At 60.6% G+C, this 18,128-nt stretch carries 19 protein-coding genes; 15 read left to right on the forward strand and 4 right to left on the reverse strand.

Annotated elements, in window-relative coordinates:
- Positions 1-32: 32 nt before the first annotated feature.
- A complete protein-coding gene (uraH, locus tag AACY31_RS15630; RefSeq protein ID WP_058546670.1) occupies positions 33-386 on the reverse strand; it encodes a hydroxyisourate hydrolase in 354 nt (117 codons plus the stop codon).
- A gap of 414 nt (positions 387-800) precedes the next feature.
- Here uraH and puuE point away from each other — a divergent pair, with 414 nt between their 5' ends.
- From puuE to AACY31_RS15660, 6 genes are all read left to right on the forward strand, one after another.
- A complete protein-coding gene (puuE, locus tag AACY31_RS15635; RefSeq protein WP_339480536.1) occupies positions 801-1,742 on the forward strand; it encodes an allantoinase PuuE in 942 nt (313 codons plus the stop codon).
- Positions 1,739-2,254: a 2-oxo-4-hydroxy-4-carboxy-5-ureidoimidazoline decarboxylase gene (uraD, locus tag AACY31_RS15640; protein ID WP_339480534.1), complete on the forward strand. Its 516-nt coding sequence runs from the start codon at positions 1,739-1,741 to the stop codon at positions 2,252-2,254. Before puuE ends, uraD begins: the two co-directional genes overlap by 4 nt.
- Positions 2,255-2,322: 68 nt before the next feature.
- The gene (gene alc, locus AACY31_RS15645; RefSeq protein WP_339480532.1) at positions 2,323-3,318 is read left to right on the forward strand and encodes an allantoicase; all 996 of its coding nucleotides are present in this window, start codon (positions 2,323-2,325) and stop codon (positions 3,316-3,318) included.
- Positions 3,319-3,429: 111 nt separating this feature from the next.
- Complete coding sequence (locus AACY31_RS15650) at positions 3,430-3,942, forward strand: ureidoglycolate lyase (RefSeq protein ID WP_339480530.1); 513 nt, start codon at positions 3,430-3,432, stop codon at positions 3,940-3,942.
- A 203-nt stretch (positions 3,943-4,145) separates the two neighbouring features.
- Entirely contained in the window at positions 4,146-5,447 is a 1,302-nt protein-coding gene (locus AACY31_RS15655; protein ID WP_339504732.1) for a urate hydroxylase PuuD, read from the forward strand.
- Positions 5,448-5,938: 491 nt separating this feature from the next.
- The gene (locus AACY31_RS15660) at positions 5,939-6,724 is read left to right on the forward strand and encodes an outer membrane protein OmpK (protein ID WP_339504734.1); all 786 of its coding nucleotides are present in this window, start codon (positions 5,939-5,941) and stop codon (positions 6,722-6,724) included.
- Between the two features lie 138 nt (positions 6,725-6,862).
- Here AACY31_RS15660 and AACY31_RS15665 read toward each other — a convergent pair whose 3' ends face one another.
- Together AACY31_RS15665 and AACY31_RS15670 are read right to left on the reverse strand one after the other, a co-directional pair.
- Entirely contained in the window at positions 6,863-8,017 is a 1,155-nt protein-coding gene (locus AACY31_RS15665; RefSeq protein WP_339504736.1) for a patatin-like phospholipase family protein, read from the reverse strand.
- Positions 8,018-8,065: 48 nt separating this feature from the next.
- Positions 8,066-8,998: a lipid A biosynthesis lauroyl acyltransferase gene (locus AACY31_RS15670; RefSeq protein ID WP_339480524.1), complete on the reverse strand. Its 933-nt coding sequence runs from the start codon at positions 8,996-8,998 to the stop codon at positions 8,066-8,068.
- 118 nt (positions 8,999-9,116) lie between these two features.
- On the opposite strand from AACY31_RS15670, the gene minC reads away from it, so the two are divergent.
- The 7 genes from minC to AACY31_RS15705 all read left to right on the forward strand — a co-directional run bounded on the left by minC (position 9,117) and on the right by AACY31_RS15705 (position 14,938).
- Positions 9,117-9,854 (forward strand): septum site-determining protein MinC, encoded by a 738-nt coding sequence (gene minC, locus AACY31_RS15675; protein ID WP_339480523.1) that lies wholly within the window; start codon positions 9,117-9,119, stop codon positions 9,852-9,854.
- 201 nt (positions 9,855-10,055) lie between these two features.
- A complete protein-coding gene (gene minD, locus AACY31_RS15680) occupies positions 10,056-10,868 on the forward strand; it encodes a septum site-determining protein MinD (protein ID WP_058542331.1) in 813 nt (270 codons plus the stop codon).
- A complete protein-coding gene (minE, locus tag AACY31_RS15685; RefSeq protein WP_007940845.1) occupies positions 10,868-11,122 on the forward strand; it encodes a cell division topological specificity factor MinE in 255 nt (84 codons plus the stop codon). Before minD ends, minE begins: the two co-directional genes overlap by 1 nt.
- A 186-nt stretch (positions 11,123-11,308) precedes the next feature.
- The gene (locus AACY31_RS15690) at positions 11,309-11,944 is read left to right on the forward strand and encodes an RluA family pseudouridine synthase (protein WP_339480520.1); all 636 of its coding nucleotides are present in this window, start codon (positions 11,309-11,311) and stop codon (positions 11,942-11,944) included.
- A 43-nt stretch (positions 11,945-11,987) separates the two neighbouring features.
- Positions 11,988-13,091: a hypothetical protein gene (locus tag AACY31_RS15695; protein ID WP_339504738.1), complete on the forward strand. Its 1,104-nt coding sequence runs from the start codon at positions 11,988-11,990 to the stop codon at positions 13,089-13,091.
- Positions 13,092-13,193: 102 nt separating this feature from the next.
- Positions 13,194-14,483 (forward strand): M18 family aminopeptidase, encoded by a 1,290-nt coding sequence (locus tag AACY31_RS15700; protein WP_339480516.1) that lies wholly within the window; start codon positions 13,194-13,196, stop codon positions 14,481-14,483.
- A gap of 272 nt (positions 14,484-14,755) precedes the next feature.
- Positions 14,756-14,938: a hypothetical protein gene (locus tag AACY31_RS15705; protein WP_339480514.1), complete on the forward strand. Its 183-nt coding sequence runs from the start codon at positions 14,756-14,758 to the stop codon at positions 14,936-14,938.
- A 7-nt stretch (positions 14,939-14,945) separates the two neighbouring features.
- Here the strand turns inward: AACY31_RS15705 and AACY31_RS15710 are convergent, their stop codons facing one another.
- Positions 14,946-15,689, reverse strand: coding sequence for a UTRA domain-containing protein (locus AACY31_RS15710; RefSeq protein WP_339480513.1), 744 nt, complete (start codon positions 15,687-15,689; stop codon positions 14,946-14,948).
- Between the two features lie 349 nt (positions 15,690-16,038).
- On the opposite strand from AACY31_RS15710, the gene AACY31_RS15715 reads away from it, so the two are divergent.
- Together AACY31_RS15715 and AACY31_RS15720 are read left to right on the forward strand one after the other, a co-directional pair.
- Entirely contained in the window at positions 16,039-17,106 is a 1,068-nt protein-coding gene (locus tag AACY31_RS15715) for an ABC transporter substrate-binding protein (RefSeq protein ID WP_339491760.1), read from the forward strand.
- Between the two features lie 211 nt (positions 17,107-17,317).
- Positions 17,318-18,124, forward strand: a complete 807-nt coding sequence (locus AACY31_RS15720; RefSeq protein ID WP_339504740.1) for an alkaline phosphatase family protein — start codon at positions 17,318-17,320, stop codon at positions 18,122-18,124.
- The last annotated feature ends 4 nt before the right edge of the window (positions 18,125-18,128 follow it).

Consider the following 18,128-nt stretch of genomic DNA (forward strand, 5'->3'; position numbering starts at 1 on the left):
TCGCTTCCAGGACAAGGCAGCAGCTCGGGGGGTCAGCTGCCTCGATAGGTTGAATAAGCGTAAGGCGAAATCAGCAAGGGCACGTGGTAATGCTCCTGCTCGGCCGAAATGCCGAAGCGCAGCACCACCACATCCAGGAACGCCGGTTCGGACAACTGGACACCACGGGCGCGGTAGTAATCGCCGGCATGGAATTGAATCTGATAGACGCCCGAACGGTAGTCATCCCCTTGCAGCAGCGGCGCGTCGCAGCGACCGTCGCTGTTGGTCAGCGCGCTGGCGACCAGTTGCAGTTGCGAACCTTCCACACGGTACAACTCGACTTTGATCGAGCTGCCCGGGCAGCCGTGTGCAGCATCCAAAACGTGAGTAGTCAAACGTCCCATTGATTGTGCGCGCCTCGCTGCAGTGCAGTCCGGCCCGACGCCTCCTGAATCAGTTGAAAGACAGGCCGCACCGTTTCGGAGCACGAAACGCCACGGCGATGAACGAATTAAGACACTTTAAAATAAAATTGTACACAATAAAAAATCAATATTTTTGCCCCTGTGCGTTCCGACCAGGGTTCCAACCCAATCCGAAGCCAAACCAATGGATACGCTATCCTTACACTGATTAATTGACCAGATGGGCAGGTTTCTTGCAGTGTAGACAAACCCGGAGCAGCGGTGAAAAATGCAAAAAACCAGGCTTACAAATCGTACATAAAGTTGTATACAATCAACCCATCGTCGTGACGCCAGCCTATGATCCATCGCCAGGGCGCCACCCACATGGTTCGAACAAGAAGGAAGACTGCAGTGAGCGCTGACTACCCACGCGACCTGATCGGTTACGGCAGTAACCCTCCCCATCCCCAGTGGCCGGGCAATGCCCGCATCGCCCTGTCCTTCGTGCTCAATTACGAAGAAGGCGGCGAGCGCAACATCCTGCATGGCGACAAGGAATCCGAGGCATTCCTCTCCGAGATGGTCGCGGCGCAACCGCTGCAGGGCGAGCGCAACATGAGCATGGAATCGCTGTACGAGTATGGCAGTCGCGCCGGGGTCTGGCGGGTCCTCAAGCTGTTCAAGGCGTTCGATATCCCGCTGACCATTTTCGCCGTGGCCATGGCCGCCCAGCGCCATCCTGACGTGATCCGCGCCATGGTTGCCGCCGGTCACGAAATCTGCAGCCACGGCTATCGCTGGATCGACTACCAATACATGGATGAGGCCCAGGAGCGCGAGCACATGCTCGAAGCGATCCGCATCCTCACCGAAATCACCGGCGAACGCCCGCTGGGTTGGTACACCGGTCGCACCGGCTCCAATACCCGCCGGCTGGTCATGGAGGAAGGCGGTTTTCTCTATGACAGCGACACCTACGACGACGACCTGCCCTACTGGGAACCGAACACACCCAACGGCAAGCCGCACCTGGTGATCCCCTACACCCTCGATACCAACGACATGCGCTTCACCCAGGTGCAGGGTTTCAACAAGGGCGACGATTTCTTCCAATACCTCAAGGACGCCTTCGACGTGCTGTATGCCGAAGGCGCCGAAGCCCCCAAAATGCTGTCCATCGGCCTGCACTGCCGCCTGATCGGCCGCCCTGCCCGCCTGGCGTCCCTCAAGCGCTTCCTCGAATATGCCAAGGGTCATGAACAGGTCTGGTTCAGCCGTCGCGTCGACATCGCCCGCCACTGGCAACAGACTCACCCGTGCCCGCAAGCGTTGAAACCAGGGGCTTCGAAATGACGACCTTCCAGACCCTCAAGCCTTCCACCTTGAGCCGTGCAGCCTTCGTCCGGACTTTCGGCGACATCTATGAACATTCGCCATGGGTCGCCGAAAAGGCGTTCGACCTGGGCCAGGATCCGTCAATCGACCAGATCGAAACCCTGCACCAGCGCATGAGCGACATCCTCTTGAGCGCCGATCACGCCCGCCAACTGGCGCTGATCAATGCTCACCCGGACCTGGCAGGTAAAGCCGCTGTCCAGGGCCAACTGACCGAAGCCAGCACGAACGAACAGGCCGGCGCCGGTATTCACCAATGCACGGCCGAAGAGTTCCAGCGTTTCACCGAGCTGAACGACGCCTACAAGGCCAAGTTCAAGTTCCCCTTCATCATGGCGGTAAAAGGCAGCAACCGGCATCAGATCCTCGCGGCGTTCGAAACGCGCATCCATCACTCGGTAGACACCGAATTCAAATGCGCGCTGGCAGAGATCAACAAGATCGCGTTGTTCCGATTACTGACCCTATAGCGAGCAGCCCTGCTACCCGAGGCCCTGCAAGCATCCCCAGCCAACCTATTTAAAGGCAGACAAGAAGAATGAAAGCTTACGCCGTACCTTTCGAGAAGTTCGTCAACCTGGCCGACGCCCGCCTCGGCACCAAGATCATCTCGGTCACCGATGACTGGTTCGCCGACGCCAACCGTTTGTTCCAACCGACCCCGGCCGTATGGAAGGAGGGCGTGTTCGATGACAACGGCAAGTGGATGGATGGCTGGGAATCGCGGCGCAAGCGCTTCGAAGGCTACGACAGCGCGGTGATCCGCCTGGGTGTGGCCGGCTCGATCAAAGGCGTGGACATCGACACCTCATTCTTCACCGGTAACTACCCACCCTCGGCCTCCCTGGAAGCCTGCTTCCTGACCGAAGGCGAGCCAGACGAAAACACCCAATGGAGCGAAGTGCTGTCGGCTGTCGAGCTGCAAGGCAACAGCCACCACTATCACGAAATCAGCAACGTCCAGGCCTTCAGCCACCTGCGCTTCAACATCTACCCCGATGGCGGCGTGGCTCGGTTGCGGGTCTATGGCATTCCGTACCGCGACTGGTCGGCCGTGGGCGACAATGAACAGATCGACCTGGCTGCCGCCCTCAATGGTGGCCGTGCCCTGGCCTGTTCCGACGAACACTTCGGTCGCATGAGCAACATCCTCAACCCCGGTCGCGGCGTGAACATGGGCGATGGCTGGGAAACCGCCCGTCGTCGTACCCCGGGCAACGACTGGGTGATCGTCGCCCTGGGCCATGCCGGCGAGGTCGAGAAAATCATCGTCGACACCCTGCACTTCAAGGGCAACTACCCCGACAGTTGCTCGATCCAGGGCGCGTTCGTCAAGGGCGGCACCGACAGCCAGATCGAAACCCAATCGCTGTTCTGGCGTGAGCTGCTGCCAAGCCAGAAGCTGGAAATGCACGCCGAACACACCTTCGCCGAGCAGATCAAGGCCCTCGGGCCGATCACCCACATCCGCCTGAACGTGTTCCCGGACGGTGGGGTGAGTCGCCTGCGGGTGCTCGGTAAGGTCGCGAAATAACTTCTTGTGGGACCACGGCTTACCGGCGATAGCGTCGGCACTGGCGCCACCGCCAGCAAGCTGTACTCCCACAGAACAGACAACACAGAATTTTTGGATAAGAAGACCAGCATGCGCACACTCAAGATCGAACCGTTGACCAAAGAAGCCTTCGCCCCGTTCGGTGACGTGATCGAAACCGACGGCAGCGATCACTTCATGATCAACAACGGTTCGACCATGCGCTTCCATCGCCTGGCGACGGTGGAAACCGCCACGCCGGACGACAAGGCGATCATCAGCATCTTCCGCGCCGACGCGCTGGACATGCCGTTGACCGTGCGCATGCTGGAGCGCCATCCGCTGGGCAGCCAAGCCTTCATTCCGCTGCTCGGCAACCCCTTTCTGATCGTGGTCGCGCCACTTGGCGATGCACCTGTATCAGGCATGGTCCGCGCCTTCGTCACCAACGGCAGGCAGGGCATTAATTACCATCGCGGCGTCTGGCACCACCCGGTGCTGACGATCGAAAAGCGGGATGACTTCCTGGTGGTTGATCGCAGTGGCACAGGCAATAACTGCGATGAGCATTTTTTCAAAGAGGATGAGTATTTGATCCTCGCCCCCCACCAGCGGACGGAGTGAAAACTACTGCGGGCTGAGCGGCTACGCCGCCACGCGTGCAATACTGCGTTGAAAACTGACTCGAAATGCTCATTGACTAAAGTCAACTCCGCTTTCTCGCCAGTTTTCGCCTTGTCTTGCCTTCGCTCGCTACGTTTTCACACCGTCCCCAAGAGAAGGTCCGATCACGCGAAAACAAGCGTGACGGGCGAGAGGTAAAGACTGTGCAAGCACATATGCTGGAATGGCTGAACCTGAGCGTGCGCTGGGTTCACATGATCACTGGCGTGGCCTGGATCGGCGCGTCGTTCTACTTCGTCTGGCTGGAAAACAACCTCAATCGCGTCAACCCCAGGAGCGGCCTGGCCGGCGACCTGTGGGCCATCCACGGCGGCGGCATCTACCACCTGGAAAAATACAAACTCGCGCCTCCGTCCATGCCGGACAACCTGCACTGGTTCAAGTGGGAAGCCTACTTCACCTGGATGTCGGGCATCGCGCTGTTGTGCCTGGTGTTCTATTGGAACCCGACCGTCTACCTGCTGGCTCCCGGCAGCAGCCTGAGTGGTCCCGAAGGCGTCGCCCTGGGCCTCGGTTCGTTGCTCGTCGGCTGGTTCATCTACTCCTTCCTCTGCGACTCGGCCCTGGGCAAGCGCCCTGCCTTGCTCGGCCTGATCCTGTTCGTGCTGTTGATCGCCGCGGCCTACGGCTTCAGCAAGGTGTTCAGCGGTCGCGGTGCCTACCTGCACGTCGGGGCGGTCATCGGGACGATCATGGTCGGCAACGTGTTCCGTATCATCATGCCGGCACAACGGGCCCTGGTAGCGGCCATCGCCGAGAACCGCACCCCCGACCCGGCGTTGCCGGCCAAAGGCTTGCTGCGTTCACGCCACAACAACTACTTCACCCTGCCGGTGCTGTTCATCATGATCAGCAACCACTTCCCGAGCACCTACGGCAGCCAATACAACTGGCTGATCCTGGCCGGGATCGCCGTGGCGGCGGTGTTGGTGCGGCATTACTTCAACACCCGCCATGACAGCAACCGGTTTGCCTGGACGCTGCCCGTCGGCGCCCTGGCGATGATTTGCCTGGCTTACGTTACCGGCCCCAAGCCCATGCCCACCGCACCGGAGGTAGCCAAGGCACCCGCCGCCATCGAGTACCAACCGCTGCCGGAAACGGCGGTAGGCGGTGGTGCAAAACCGGCGCCGGCCCCGGCTGCACCGGCATCGGCGCCCACCCAGGCCGCCAACGCCCTGGGCCCGTCGTTCGAGAAGGTCCATAGCGTGATCCAGGAACGCTGCTCGGTCTGCCACTCGGCCAAACCCAGCAGCCCGTTGTTCAGCGCCGCGCCAGGTGGGGTGATGTTCGACACCCCGCAGCAGATCCAGCAACAGGCCGCGCGCATCCAGGCCCAGGCCGTCACCAGCCAGATCATGCCGTTGGGCAACATCACCCAGATGACCCAGCAGGAACGCGACCTGATCGGCGCGTGGATCAACCAGGGTGCGCGGACCAACTGAGCCTCGCGCGCCAATAGCGTCACATGTCATACCGCTGACAGGCCGACCGGCACACCACCGGTCGCCCGTCAGCGACTGCCTGCGCCTCAACAATAAAAACAAGAGGAAAGCACCCGATGACCCAGCCCCGCCATCACGCCCTAAATTCGCCACGAATGCGCCGTTGCAGGGCACTTGAGCCCCTCAAGGCAAGCCCGCATCCTGCGCGGCCGTTCGAAGCCGGCCGACAACAGAAAACCATCCAATCCTGACCGCCCCGCCAACTTATCCGGGCGCTGGCGGACAAAAACGCGCCCCCTGAAAACCCTTTTTACGACTGTTCAAAAAGCAGCTGGACGAGCCTTTTTTGGGCCTTGGCTCAGCTCTTGCTATCAGCACTGGCCACAAGCTAAAAGCTGACCGAACGGATGTTTTTTCCGTAGAAAAAAAGGCGCCACACCAGAGCGCTGATCTGAAAAAAGCGGTACCACTTACCTTTGGGAGCAAACCGAATGAAACGTACGTGCACCAGCCTGATACTCGCAGGATCCTTGCTGGCCGCAGGCCAGGCGATGGCCGACGATCTGTTCCAGTGGCAGAACAACAGCCTGACCTACTTGTATGGCAAGGATTTCCAGGTCAACCCGCGCATCCAGCAGACCGTGACCTTCGAACACGCGGACGCCTGGAAATACGGGGACAACTTCTTCTTTCTCGACCGGATCTTCTACAACGGCCAGGACGACAGCCTGTCCGGCCCGAACACCTACTACGGCGAGTTCAGCCCCCGCCTGTCGTTTGGCAAGATCTTCGACCAGAAGCTGGAACTGGGCCCGATCAAGGATGTGCTGCTGGCCATGACGTATGAGTTCGGGGAAGGCGACAACGAGTCGTACCTGATCGGTCCGGGTTTCGACCTGGCGATTCCCGGCTTCGATTACTTCCAGTTGAACGTCTACAACCGCCAGACCGAAGGCCCGCGCGCCGGCGACAATGTCTGGCAGATCACCCCGGTCTGGGCCTATACCGTGCCGCTGGGCTCATCCGACATCCTCATCGACGGTTTCATCGACTGGGTGGTGGACAACGACACCAACTCCAAGGGCACCTACCACGCCAACCTGCACATCAACCCGCAAATCAAATATGACCTGGGCAAGGCGTTGAAGCTCGGTGCCAAGCAGTTGTATGTAGGTGTGGAGTATGACTACTGGAAGAACAAGTACGGGATCGAAGACAGCGACGGGTTCAAGACCAACCAGAGTACGACCAGCTTTTTGCTGAAGTACCATTTCTGATCCCAGGATCGATATCGCAGGCAATCCCTTGGTGGGCGAGCCTGCTCGCGATGGCGGTGGGTCTGCTGACATTGATTTTGAATGTACCGACGTCATCGCGAGTTTGCTCGCGATGGTGGCGGACCAGCTTGCATCAAGTCAGGACAACCCCAGAAACCGACTCAACGCCTCGCGCTGCGCCAACGCATCCTGGCGTCCCAGCTCGATCAGTTCGCTGCAATACCCCGACTCGAACAACAGGTAACTCAGCACCCCCGCGCCACTGGTCTTGGTTGCGCCGGGTCCGCGCAAGAATACCCTCAACGCTCGCGGCAATTCCTGGCGATGGCGGGCGGCGATTTCGTCGATCGGCTGGCTGGGTGAGATCACCAGCACATCTACTGGTGCCGCGCCGAGGGCGTGGGCCGGTACGTCATCAGGCAGCAGGTGACTGAAACCGTTCAGGCGCTCAAGCAACTCGATGTCGCTTTCCAGGCTGTCAATGAACGTGCTGTTGAGCATATGGCCGCCGATCTGCGCCAGGGTCGGTTGCAGACCGGTGTAGCTGCGCTCGGAGGGATCCTCCCCGCCGCCACCACGAGGGTTGCCGCTGACGCCGATCACCAGCACGCGATTGGCCCCCAGGTGCAAGGCCGGGCTGATGGGCGCCGATTGCCGCACCGCGCCGTCGCCAAAGTATTGCGGACCGATCTTGACCGGCGCGAACAACAGTGGAATGGCCGAGCTGGCCAGCAGGTGTTCCACCGACAACTGCGTCGGCACACCGATACGCCGGTGACGCAGCCAGGTATCGATGGTCCCGCGGCCCTGGTAGAACGTGACGGCCTGGCCGGATTCATAACCGAATGCCGTCACCGCCACCGCCCGCAGTTGCTGCTCGGCGATGGCCAGCTCGATACCCGAGGCGTGGAATTGGGCCTCGAGCAGTTCGCGCAACGGCGAACTGTCGATCAGCGCCACCGGCAACTTGGCCCCCAGGCCCAACAGGCTGTGGGTAATGAAACGCGTCGCCTGGGCGATCACGCCCCGCCAGTCGCTGCGCATGACCTGATGGCTGCGCACCGCTTGCCAGAACGCTGTCAGCCGCTCGATGGCGGTCTTGAAGTCCATCGCCCCGCTCGCCAGGCTGACCGCGTTTATCGCTCCGGCCGACGTGCCGACGATCACCGGGAAAGGGTTGTCCGCACCGTCTGGCAACAATTCGGCGATGGCCGCCAGTACGCCTACCTGATACGCCGCTCGAGCCCCACCGCCGGAAAGAATCAAACCTGTAACCGGTTCAGCTGGGGTCATCGCAATGCTCCGTGCTCAAAGTACTGCTGAAAATGGCGGACTAGCGGTTCAACCACGCTTGTCGTACAGCTTCGGCTCGCCCGGCGGACGGCTCTTGAAGCGCCGGTGGGCCCAGAGGTATTGCTCGGGACAATCACTCACCGACTGCTCGACCCACTGGTTGATGCGGATGCAATCGGCCTCCTCGGTCTCACCCGGGAAATCCGTCAGAGGGGCCTGGATCACCAAGCGATAACCGCTGCCATCGGCCAGGCGCTCCTGAATGAAGGGCACCACCAGTGCCTTGCCCAGGCGGGCGAACTTGCTGGTGGCGGTGACCGTCGCAGCCTGGATGCCGAACAGCGGCACGAACACACTCTGCTTGGCACCGTAATCCTGGTCCGGCGCATACCAGATCGCCCGCCCGGCCCGCAGCAGCTTGAGCATGCCACGCACGTCGTCACGCTCCACCGCCAGGGAGTCGAGGTTGTGCCGCTCGCGGCCCCGGCGTTGGATGTAGTCGAACAGCGGGTTCTTGTGCTCGCGGTACATACCATCGATGGTGTGCTGCTGGCCGAGCAAGGCCGCACCGATTTCCAGCGTGGTGAAATGCAGCGCCATCAGGATCACGCCCTTGCCCTCGCGCTGGGCCTGCTTGAGATGTTCCAGCCCTTCGACATGGGCCAGTTTCGCCAAGCGCGAACGCGACCACCACCAACTCATGGCCATTTCGAAAAAGGCGATGCCGGTGGAGGCAAAGTTTTCCTTGAGCAGACGCTTGCGCTCGGCGGCGGATTTTTCCGGGAAACACAATTCCAGGTTGCGACGGGCGATGCGCCGTCGGTCGCCAGCCACTCGGTACATCAATGCACCCAATGCGCGGCCGACCCGCAGCAATAACGGATAAGGCAACTGGACGATCAGCCACAACAGCCCTAGGCCGCACCACAGCAGCCAGAAACGCGGATGAAAGAATGCAGCTCGAAAACGCGGGTGATCCATTACAGCTTCCATTAAGACATGGGCCGCGCATTCTACATTGTTCGACCCGGGTTGCGGCTCGCGGACGATCTCGTTATAAGTCTCGGCACTTTTAGTGACAAGCCGTTGTACGCCGACCATGAGCCAAACCGAACCGCTAGACCAAGACCCCGTGTTCCAGCTGAAGGGCAGCATGCTCGCCATTACGGTGCTGGAACTGGCCCGCAACGACCTGGAAGGCCTTGACCGGCAGTTGGCGGCCAAAGTCGCTCAGGCCCCGAACTTCTTCAGCAATGCTCCGCTGGTGCTGGCCCTCGACAAGCTGCCTGCCGGCGAAGGCGCGGTCGATCTGCCAGGCCTGATGCGCGTTTGCCGCCAGCACGGCCTGCGCACCCTGGCGATCCGCGCCAGCCGCATCGAAGACATCGCCGCCGCCATCGCCGTGGACATTCCGGTGCTGCCCCCGTCGGGTGCCCGGGAGCGCGTGCTGGAACTGAGCCCGATCGAAGCCAGGAAAGCCCCGGAAAAACCACCAGAGCCCACCATCAAGCCGACGCGCGTGATCACCTCGCCCGTGCGCGGCGGGCAACAGATTTATGCCCAGGGTGGCGATCTGGTCATCGTGTCCTCGGTCAGCCCGGGGGCGGAACTTCTCGCCGATGGCAACATCCATGTATACGGCCCGATGCGCGGTCGAGCACTGGCCGGCGTCAAGGGTGATACCAAAGCCAGGATCTTCTGTCAGCAATTGAGCGCTGAGCTGGTTTCCATCGCCGGGCAGTACAAGGTCTCCGAGGATTTGCGCCGCGACCCGTTGTGGGGAGCTGGCGTTCAGATCAGCCTGTCGGGCGACGTGTTGAACATCATTCGGCTTTAACGGATACTGCCGCATTTTCCAAGCATCTCTAGAACGAGCGAAAACGGCTTATAACGACGTAGGAAAAAGGATCAGGCAGTGTTTACCGGAGGTAGACCCCGCCCGACAGCCGATTCCAGCCAAGCCTGTCCAATTGCAGCCGTTTTCCAGAGATGTTTTTCAGGGACTGAGAAAGTCCTTTTTCCTTAGGGGTGAAACACCTTGGCCAAGATTCTCGTGGTTACATCCGGCAAGGGTGGTGTGGGTAAGACCACCACCAGCGCCGCTATCGGTACCGGCCTCGCTCTGCGCGGCCACAAGACAGTCATCGTCGACTTCGACGTCGGTCTGCGTAACCTGGACCTGATCATGGGTTGCGAGCGGCGCGTGGTCTACGACTTCGTCAACGTGGTCAATGGCGAAGCGAACCTGCAACAAGCCCTGATCAAGGACAAGCGCCTTGAGAACCTCTACGTGCTGGCCGCCAGTCAGACCCGCGACAAAGACGCGCTGACCCAGGAAGGCGTGGAAAAAGTCCTGATGCAACTCAAGGAAGACTTCGAGTTCGTGGTCTGCGACTCCCCGGCCGGTATCGAGAAAGGTGCCCACCTGGCCATGTACTTCGCTGACGAAGCGATCGTCGTGACCAACCCGGAAGTGTCGTCGGTCCGTGACTCCGACCGCATGTTGGGCCTGCTGGCGAGCAAGTCCCGGCGCGCCGAGAAGGGCGAAGAACCGATCAAGGAACACCTGCTGCTGACACGCTACAACCCACAACGGGTCAGCGATGGCGAAATGCTCGGCGTCGAAGACGTCAAGGAAATCCTCGCTGTCACCCTGCTGGGTGTCATTCCGGAATCCCAAGCGGTACTCAAGGCCTCCAACTCCGGCGTGCCGGTGATTCTCGACGACCAGAGTGACGCCGGCCAGGCATACAGCGATGCCGTCGATCGCCTGCTGGGCAAAACCGTAGCGCATCGATTCCTCGATGTAACGAAGAAAGGTTTCTTCGAGCGCCTGTTTGGAGGTAGGTAATGAACCTTTTTGACTTCTTTCGTGCCAACAAAAAACCCAGTACCGCCTCGGTCGCGAAAGAGCGTCTACAGATCATCGTGGCGCACGAACGCGGCCAACGCAGCACCCCTGACTACCTGCCGGCCTTGCAGAAGGAACTGGTGGAAGTGATCCGCAAATACGTCAACATCGGTAGCGATGACGTGCACGTGGCACTGGAAAACCAGGGCAGTTGCTCGATTCTGGAACTCAACATCACCCTGCCGGATCGCTGATAGATCCTGCGGGAGCCACGGCGGCTCGGGCTCAGCGCCCTTGTGTAGGAGCTGGCGAAGCCTGCGATCTTTTGATCTTCCACTTGACACTCAAGGAAGCTCGGAAAAGATCGCAGGCTTCGCCAGCGCCTACATATAGGACATGGGCCCGAGCCGCCGTTGGCGTTTGTAACGAGACTGCTTTTAATGCCCCTGTCCAACATCCGCATCATTCATCAGGACGCCGCCGTCCTGGTGGTCGACAAGCCGACCCTGTTGCTCTCCGTGCCCGGCCGGGCCGACGACAACAAAGACTGCCTGATCACCCGCCTGCAGGAAAACGGCTATCCGGAAGCCCGAATCGTGCACCGACTGGACTGGGAAACCTCCGGCATCATCCTGTTGGCCCGCGACCCGGACACTCATCGTGAACTGTCCCGGCAATTTCATGATCGCGAAACCGAAAAAGCCTACACGGCGCTGTGCTGGGGCCAACCGGAACTGGACAGCGGCAGCATCGACCTGCCCTTGCGCTACGACCCGCCGACCAAACCTCGGCATGTGGTAGACCATGAGCACGGCAAACACGCCCTGACCTTCTGGCGCGTGCTGGAACGTTGCGGCGATTGGTGCCGGGTCGAACTCACGCCGATTACCGGACGCTCGCACCAATTGCGCGTGCACATGCTGTCCATCGGTCATCCGTTGCTGGGCGACGGACTCTACGCCCACCCGCAGGCCCTCGCGGCCTGGTCGCGCCTGTGCCTGCACGCCAGCATGCTGAGCTTCACCCATCCGCAAAGCGGCGAGCGCTTGCGCTTCGAATGCCCGGCGCCGTTCTAGATTATTCCCCATGAAAAATGGCTTTATCCGATAAAGGCTTGGCATGCAGGTTATTGATTTTCAGGGAACACCCGTCAAAAAAGTTCGTCACCAACTGCTGTACCTGATCTACGGCGACAAGGACGCTTATCGCCACGAAGCCAAGTTCAGCATCCTGACGGCCCTGGCCCACGGCAATCCGGCGACCCTGCCCAGCATCAGGATCCTGACCGACCGGCCCGAGGATTATCAGGACTGGCCAGTCGAGACCCTCGCGCTGAGCCCGCAGTTGCTGACCGAGTGGCAAGGCCATCACGGTTACATTCACCGGCGCAAGGCCTGCGCCATCGCGGCCGGCCTGACGCTCGCGGAAAAGACCCTGTTCGTCGACACCGACACGCTCTTCCTCGCCGATCCCGACCTGCTGTTCAAGCAAATCCAGCCAGGGCGTTACCTGATGGACAGCTTCGAATACAACTGGGAATACGTCTGCAAACGCGAGGATTACCTCAAGCTGGGTTCGCACCTGCGCCGCCACGGCATTACCCCGAGCAACAGCTTCAAGCTCTACAACAGCGGATTATGCGGCGTGACTGACAACGACGCGGCACTGCTGGTCCAGGCCGTCGAACTGATCGATGAATGGACCGAAGGCGGCTTCGACATCCACACCATCGAACAGATCGCGATTTCGTTCACCCTGCGCAACCGGGTCATTAACGAAACCAACAAGCACGCCTATCACTACTTCGCCGAAAAACGCTTCTTCCACACCATGCTGGCGCACTTCTTTGCCCAGCACGGCGAGGCGTTCAGCCAGCAGCTGATAGAGCGCTGCCATGATGTACCGCGCACCCGGCCTTTCCCGTCGGCCTGGCGGCGTCTGAAGATCAAATGGAAATTGCGCCACCAGCGCGGCGCCTTGCACAGGATCGGTCGTGACCTGCTGTATGGCAGCGCGGCGCCGGAGCATCCTTACTACAACCTTTGCCGGCACCATTGGTGGGATTCGGCATCGCGGGAGATTCTCCGCCTGGACCCGGAGCGCCAGCAACAGCTGTTCGGTCAACTGGAGCACTGGCCGCAGCACCTGCCAGAGCCGTCCAAGGGGCAAGACAAGCCCTTGATCATGGCGCACTTGCGCCAGCGGATCACGGCCTCGGACTGACCAGAATGGCCGGGCTGCGGAACGGTCCGTGATGGGGGATTGGGTCTGCAATGCAGGCGGTCGATGGGGTAAACTGCCGCCCATTGCTGTCTGGAGTTTCTTATGCGTGCAGAGTTGAACCAGGGCCTGATCGACTTCCTCAAGGCCTCCCCTACCCCGTTCCATGCCACCGCCAGCCTTGCCAAGCGCCTGGAGGCGGCAGGCTATCAGCGTCTTGACGAACGCGAGACCTGGGCCACCGAGCCCAATGGTCGCTATTACGTCACGCGTAACGACTCCTCGATCATCGCCTTCAAGCTCGGCCGCCACTCACCGTTGCACGATGGCATCCGCCTGGTCGGCGCCCACACCGACAGCCCCTGCCTGCGGGTCAAACCGCAGCCGGAACTGCAACGCCACGGGTTCTGGCAACTGGGCGTGGAAGTCTACGGCGGCGCGTTGCTGGCGCCGTGGTTCGACCGCGACCTGTCCTTGGCCGGGCGCGTGACCTTCCGCCGCGATGGCAAGGTCGAAAGCCAGTTGATCGATTTCAAGGCACCGATCGCCACGATTCCGAACCTGGCCATCCACCTCAATCGCGAAGCCAACCAAGGCTGGGCCATCAACCCGCAGAATGAACTGCCGCCGATCCTCGCCCAGTTCGCCGGGGACGAGCGCGTCGATTTCCGTGCCGTGCTCACCGATCAACTGGCCCGCGAACACGGCCTGAATGCCGACGTAGTACTCGATTACGAGTTGAGCTTCTACGACACGCAAAGCGCTGCGGTCATTGGCCTGCACGGCGACTTCATCGCCGGTGCGCGCCTGGACAACCTGCTGTCGTGCTACGCCGGCCTGCAAGCGTTGCTGAACGCTGACACCGAAGAAACCTGCGTACTGGTGTGCAACGATCACGAGGAGGTCGGCTCATGCTCGGCCTGTGGCGCCGACGGGCCGATGCTGGAACAGACCTTGCGTCGCCTGCTGCCTGAAGGTGAAGCGTTCGTGCGCACTATTCAGAAATCCCTGCTGGTGTCTGCCGACAACGCCCACGGCGTGCATCCCAACTATGCCGACAAGCACGACGCCAACCACGGCCCCAAGCTCAACGCCGGGCCGGTGATCAAGGTCAACAGCAACCAGCGCTACGCCACCAACAGCGAAACCGCCGGGTTCTTCCGCCACCTGTGCATGGCTGAAGAAGTGCCGGTGCAGAGCTTCGTGGTGCGCAGCGACATGGGCTGTGGCTCGACCATCGGCCCGATCACCGCCAGTCAACTGGGCGTGCGCACCGTGGACATCGGCCTGCCGACCTTCGCCATGCATTCGATCCGCGAGCTGTGCGGCAGCCACGACCTGGCGCATCTGGTAAAGGTGCTGAGCGCGTTCTACGCCTCTCGCGAGTTGCCATGATCCCTGAGCTTGCTCCCGCTGGGCCGTAGGAGCTGTCGAGTGCAACGAGGCTGCGATCTTTCCCCAGACACTTGAGTCTCAAGCGAAAGATCAAAAGATCAAAAGATCAAAAGATCGCAGCCTTCGGCAGCTCCTACAGAACCCAGCGGGAGCAAGCTCCCTCGCCACAATGATGTCCGCCTCAAAATTTGGGGAGGCCGTGACATACATCAGCACACCCCAGCCAAACCCCAACTAGACTGACCCTATCTCTCCCCGACAAGGCTGTCGTCATGATCTCGATGTCTTCGTTCAACGCCATGCTGGTGCCTATCCTTGCTGGCATGATCCTGCTGGCCATCGGCTTCAACTTCCGCGACAAGAACGTTGGGGTCTTTGCCATGTGGATCGGCATGTTGTTGATCCTCGCCACGGTGGTGATCAAAATCCTGAGCAAGCTCAACGAGTCGCTCTGACCCAGCCTCAGGCTGCGGGCGATTCCAGTACAGGTTGCTCCGGCACATCCACGCCGACATGGATCGCATCGTGTCGCCAGAACTCCAGGTCGCAATCGATCAGCCGCTGATGCTGGTCATAGTTGACCCGTGCGATGCGAAGCCCGGGGCTGCCCACCGAAACCTTCAACGCCGCTGCCGCTTCTGGCTGTAAAGAGGTGGGCACGATTTCAAACTTCACCCGGCCGTAGTGCAGATCGTAATGGCGGGCGTACAGCTCGGTGATGGACTGGTTGAGGTCGAACCCGAGGATGTCCGGAAAATACTGCGGGTTCAGGTAGTGCTCGACGTACAGCACCAGCCGCTCGTCGATACGCCGCACGCGGCAGATCTGGATCACGCTGGACAACGCCGGCAACTGCAACCAGGCACACACCGCCGCCGAGGCAGGTTGCAGGCGCGCCGAGATCACTTGGGTAGAAGGCACACGCCCCTGGGCTGCAACCATGGCGTGGAAATGGCTGCGCTGCATCAAGTTGTAGGCCAGGCGCGGCGGCGAAACAAACCAGCCCCGGCGCTCCTCCCGATAAATCTGCCCCCGGGCTTCAAGCTGCAACAACGCCTCACGCACGGTAATCCGCGTGGTCCCGAACAATTCACTGAGCTTGCGCTCGGCCGGCAACTTGCTGCCGGGCGCCAGCAACCCGTGGCCGAGTTGCTCTTGCAAGACCTGTCCGATGGCTGTCACCGCTTTGGTTGCATCGATGCGCATCAACGTTACCTATTTGGACTAGACCAGCACTGTTTCGGCGCAAGATCGACTGTCCATCGATCCGCTTCTTGGTCCAGCAAGCCTAGGCACTGCACATGACTGGCAGATGACAGAGCCGCCGAACGGTCGCTTTGCAGGCGTGCAAATTAACGGCCAAGTCCTTTCAGATCAGCTGTTTAACCATGGTCTAGGCTTAATTCGCAGCCAACCTCCACGAGCCGGATATTTCCTGGACCCTCCAACACCGACATCAAAATGTCACAGGGCTCGCCTACATTGGCTCAGGTATTGCTGACCTAGACCAACACAACCGCAATCGCAGCGTTGAAAACGCCCATAGGAGCTTCGGATGAAACAGCTTTTCCTGGCATCACTGTTAGGCTCGACCATTGCCATGTGCACCGCCGCCATGGCCGCTGACACCGATCTGAAAACGTTGGAAGCCGCTGCGAAAGCGGAAGGCACCGTAAACAGCGTCGGCATGCCCGATGACTGGGCAAACTGGAAAGGCACCTGGGACGACCTGGCGAAGGTCTACGGCCTGAAACACATCGACACCGACATGAGCTCGGCCCAGGAAATCGCCAAGTTCGCCGCCGAGAAAGACAACGCCAGCGCCGACATCGGCGACGTCGGTGCGGCTTTCGGCCCGATCGCGGTCAAGCAGGGCGTGGTCCAACCCTACAAGCCAAGCACCTGGGAGCAAGTACCGGCCTGGGCCAAGGACAATGACGGCAACTGGGCATTGGCCTACACCGGCACCATCGCGTTCATCGTCAACAAGAAGCTGTTGCACGGTTCCGAAGTGCCGACCAAGTGGGCGGACCTGAAGACCGGTAAATACAAAGTTTCCATCGGTGACGTAAGCACTGCCGCCCAAGCCGCCAACGGAGTGCTGGCCGCGGCCCTGGCCAACGGCGGCGACGAGAAGAACGTCCAGCCGGCACTGTTGATGTTTGCTGAGATCGCCAAGCAAGGGCGCCTGTCCATGGCCAACCCAACCATCGCCACCATGGAAAAAGGTGAAGTCGAAGTCGGCGTGGTCTGGGATTTCAACGGTCTGAGCTACAAGGCCAAGATGGTCAACCCGGATGACTACGTCGTGCTGATTCCGTCCGACGGCTCGGTCATCTCCGGCTACACCACCATCATCAACAAATACGCCAAGCACCCGAACGCCGCCAAACTCGCTCGTGAGTACATCTTCAGCGACGCCGGCCAGATCAACCTGGCCAAGGGCAACGCCCGTCCGATCCGCGCCGAGCACCTGACCCTGCCGGAAGAGGTCAAGGCCAAGCTGCTGCCGAACGAGCAGTACAAAGGCGTGACCCCGATCAAGGACGCGGATGCGTGGGAGAAGACCTCCAAGGCACTGCCGCAGAAGTGGCAGGAAGAAGTGATCATCAACATGCAATAAGGCGGTAGCTCCCGCTCGGATATCCACTGGGCACCCCACTGTGGAAGCAGTCCCTGTGGGAGCAAAGCCTGCTCGCGATGAAGGCGACACGGTTCAACTGCAAGACCGTGTCATCGTTTATCGCGAGCAAGCTTTGCTCCCACAGGCCTGCTCTTACAGTGGAGCTTGTTGAGTCCGAGTTTTCTGGTATCTGCCCGGAGTCCCGATACCCATGAAGCACAACGTCATCCTGGTGGTGCTCGACGGTCTCAACCATGAGGTCGCCCGGCATGCCATGGGGCATTTGCAGGCTTACGTCGGCGCAGGACGCGCGGCCCTCTACAAACTGGAATGTGAGTTGCCCGCCCTGTCGCGCCCACTCTACGAATGCATCCTCACTGGCGTCGTGCCCATCGACAGCGGGATCGTGCACAACAACGTCTCGCGCCTGTCGAACCAGCGCAGCATTTTCCACTACACCACCCAGGCCGGCTTGAGTACGGCGGCCGCGGCGTATCACTGGGTCAGCGAGCTCTATAACGTTTCGCCCTTCGTGGCCGGTCGCGATCGTCACACCGACAACCCCGACTTGCCGATTCAACACGGGCATTTCTATTGGAATGACCATTACCCCGATTCCCACCTGTTCGCCGACGCCGAACACCTGCGCCAGCGCTACTTGCCGAACTTCCTGCTGGTGCACCCGATGAACATCGACGACGCCGGCCACAAGCACGGCCTCGACACCCCGCAATACCGCAACAGCGCCCGCTCGGCGGACATCAACCTGGCGGTCTACCTGCAAGCCTGGCTCGACGCCGGTTACCAGGTGCTGGTGACGTCCGACCACGGCATGAACAACGACCGTTCCCACAACGGTCTGCTGGCCGAAGAACGGGAAGTGCCGCTGTTTGTCTTGGGCAGCGGCTTCAGTTTCGATCCCGCGGCCACGCCCCGGCAGACCGACCTGTGCGGCACCATTTGCCAATTGCTCGGCGTCGACCACGACAAACCCTACTGCCAGGAGTTACTCAAGTGAACGC

Source organism: Pseudomonas sp. RL_105y_Pfl2_101 (assembly GCF_963970585.1).
Taxonomy (GTDB): domain Bacteria; phylum Pseudomonadota; class Gammaproteobacteria; order Pseudomonadales; family Pseudomonadaceae; genus Aquipseudomonas.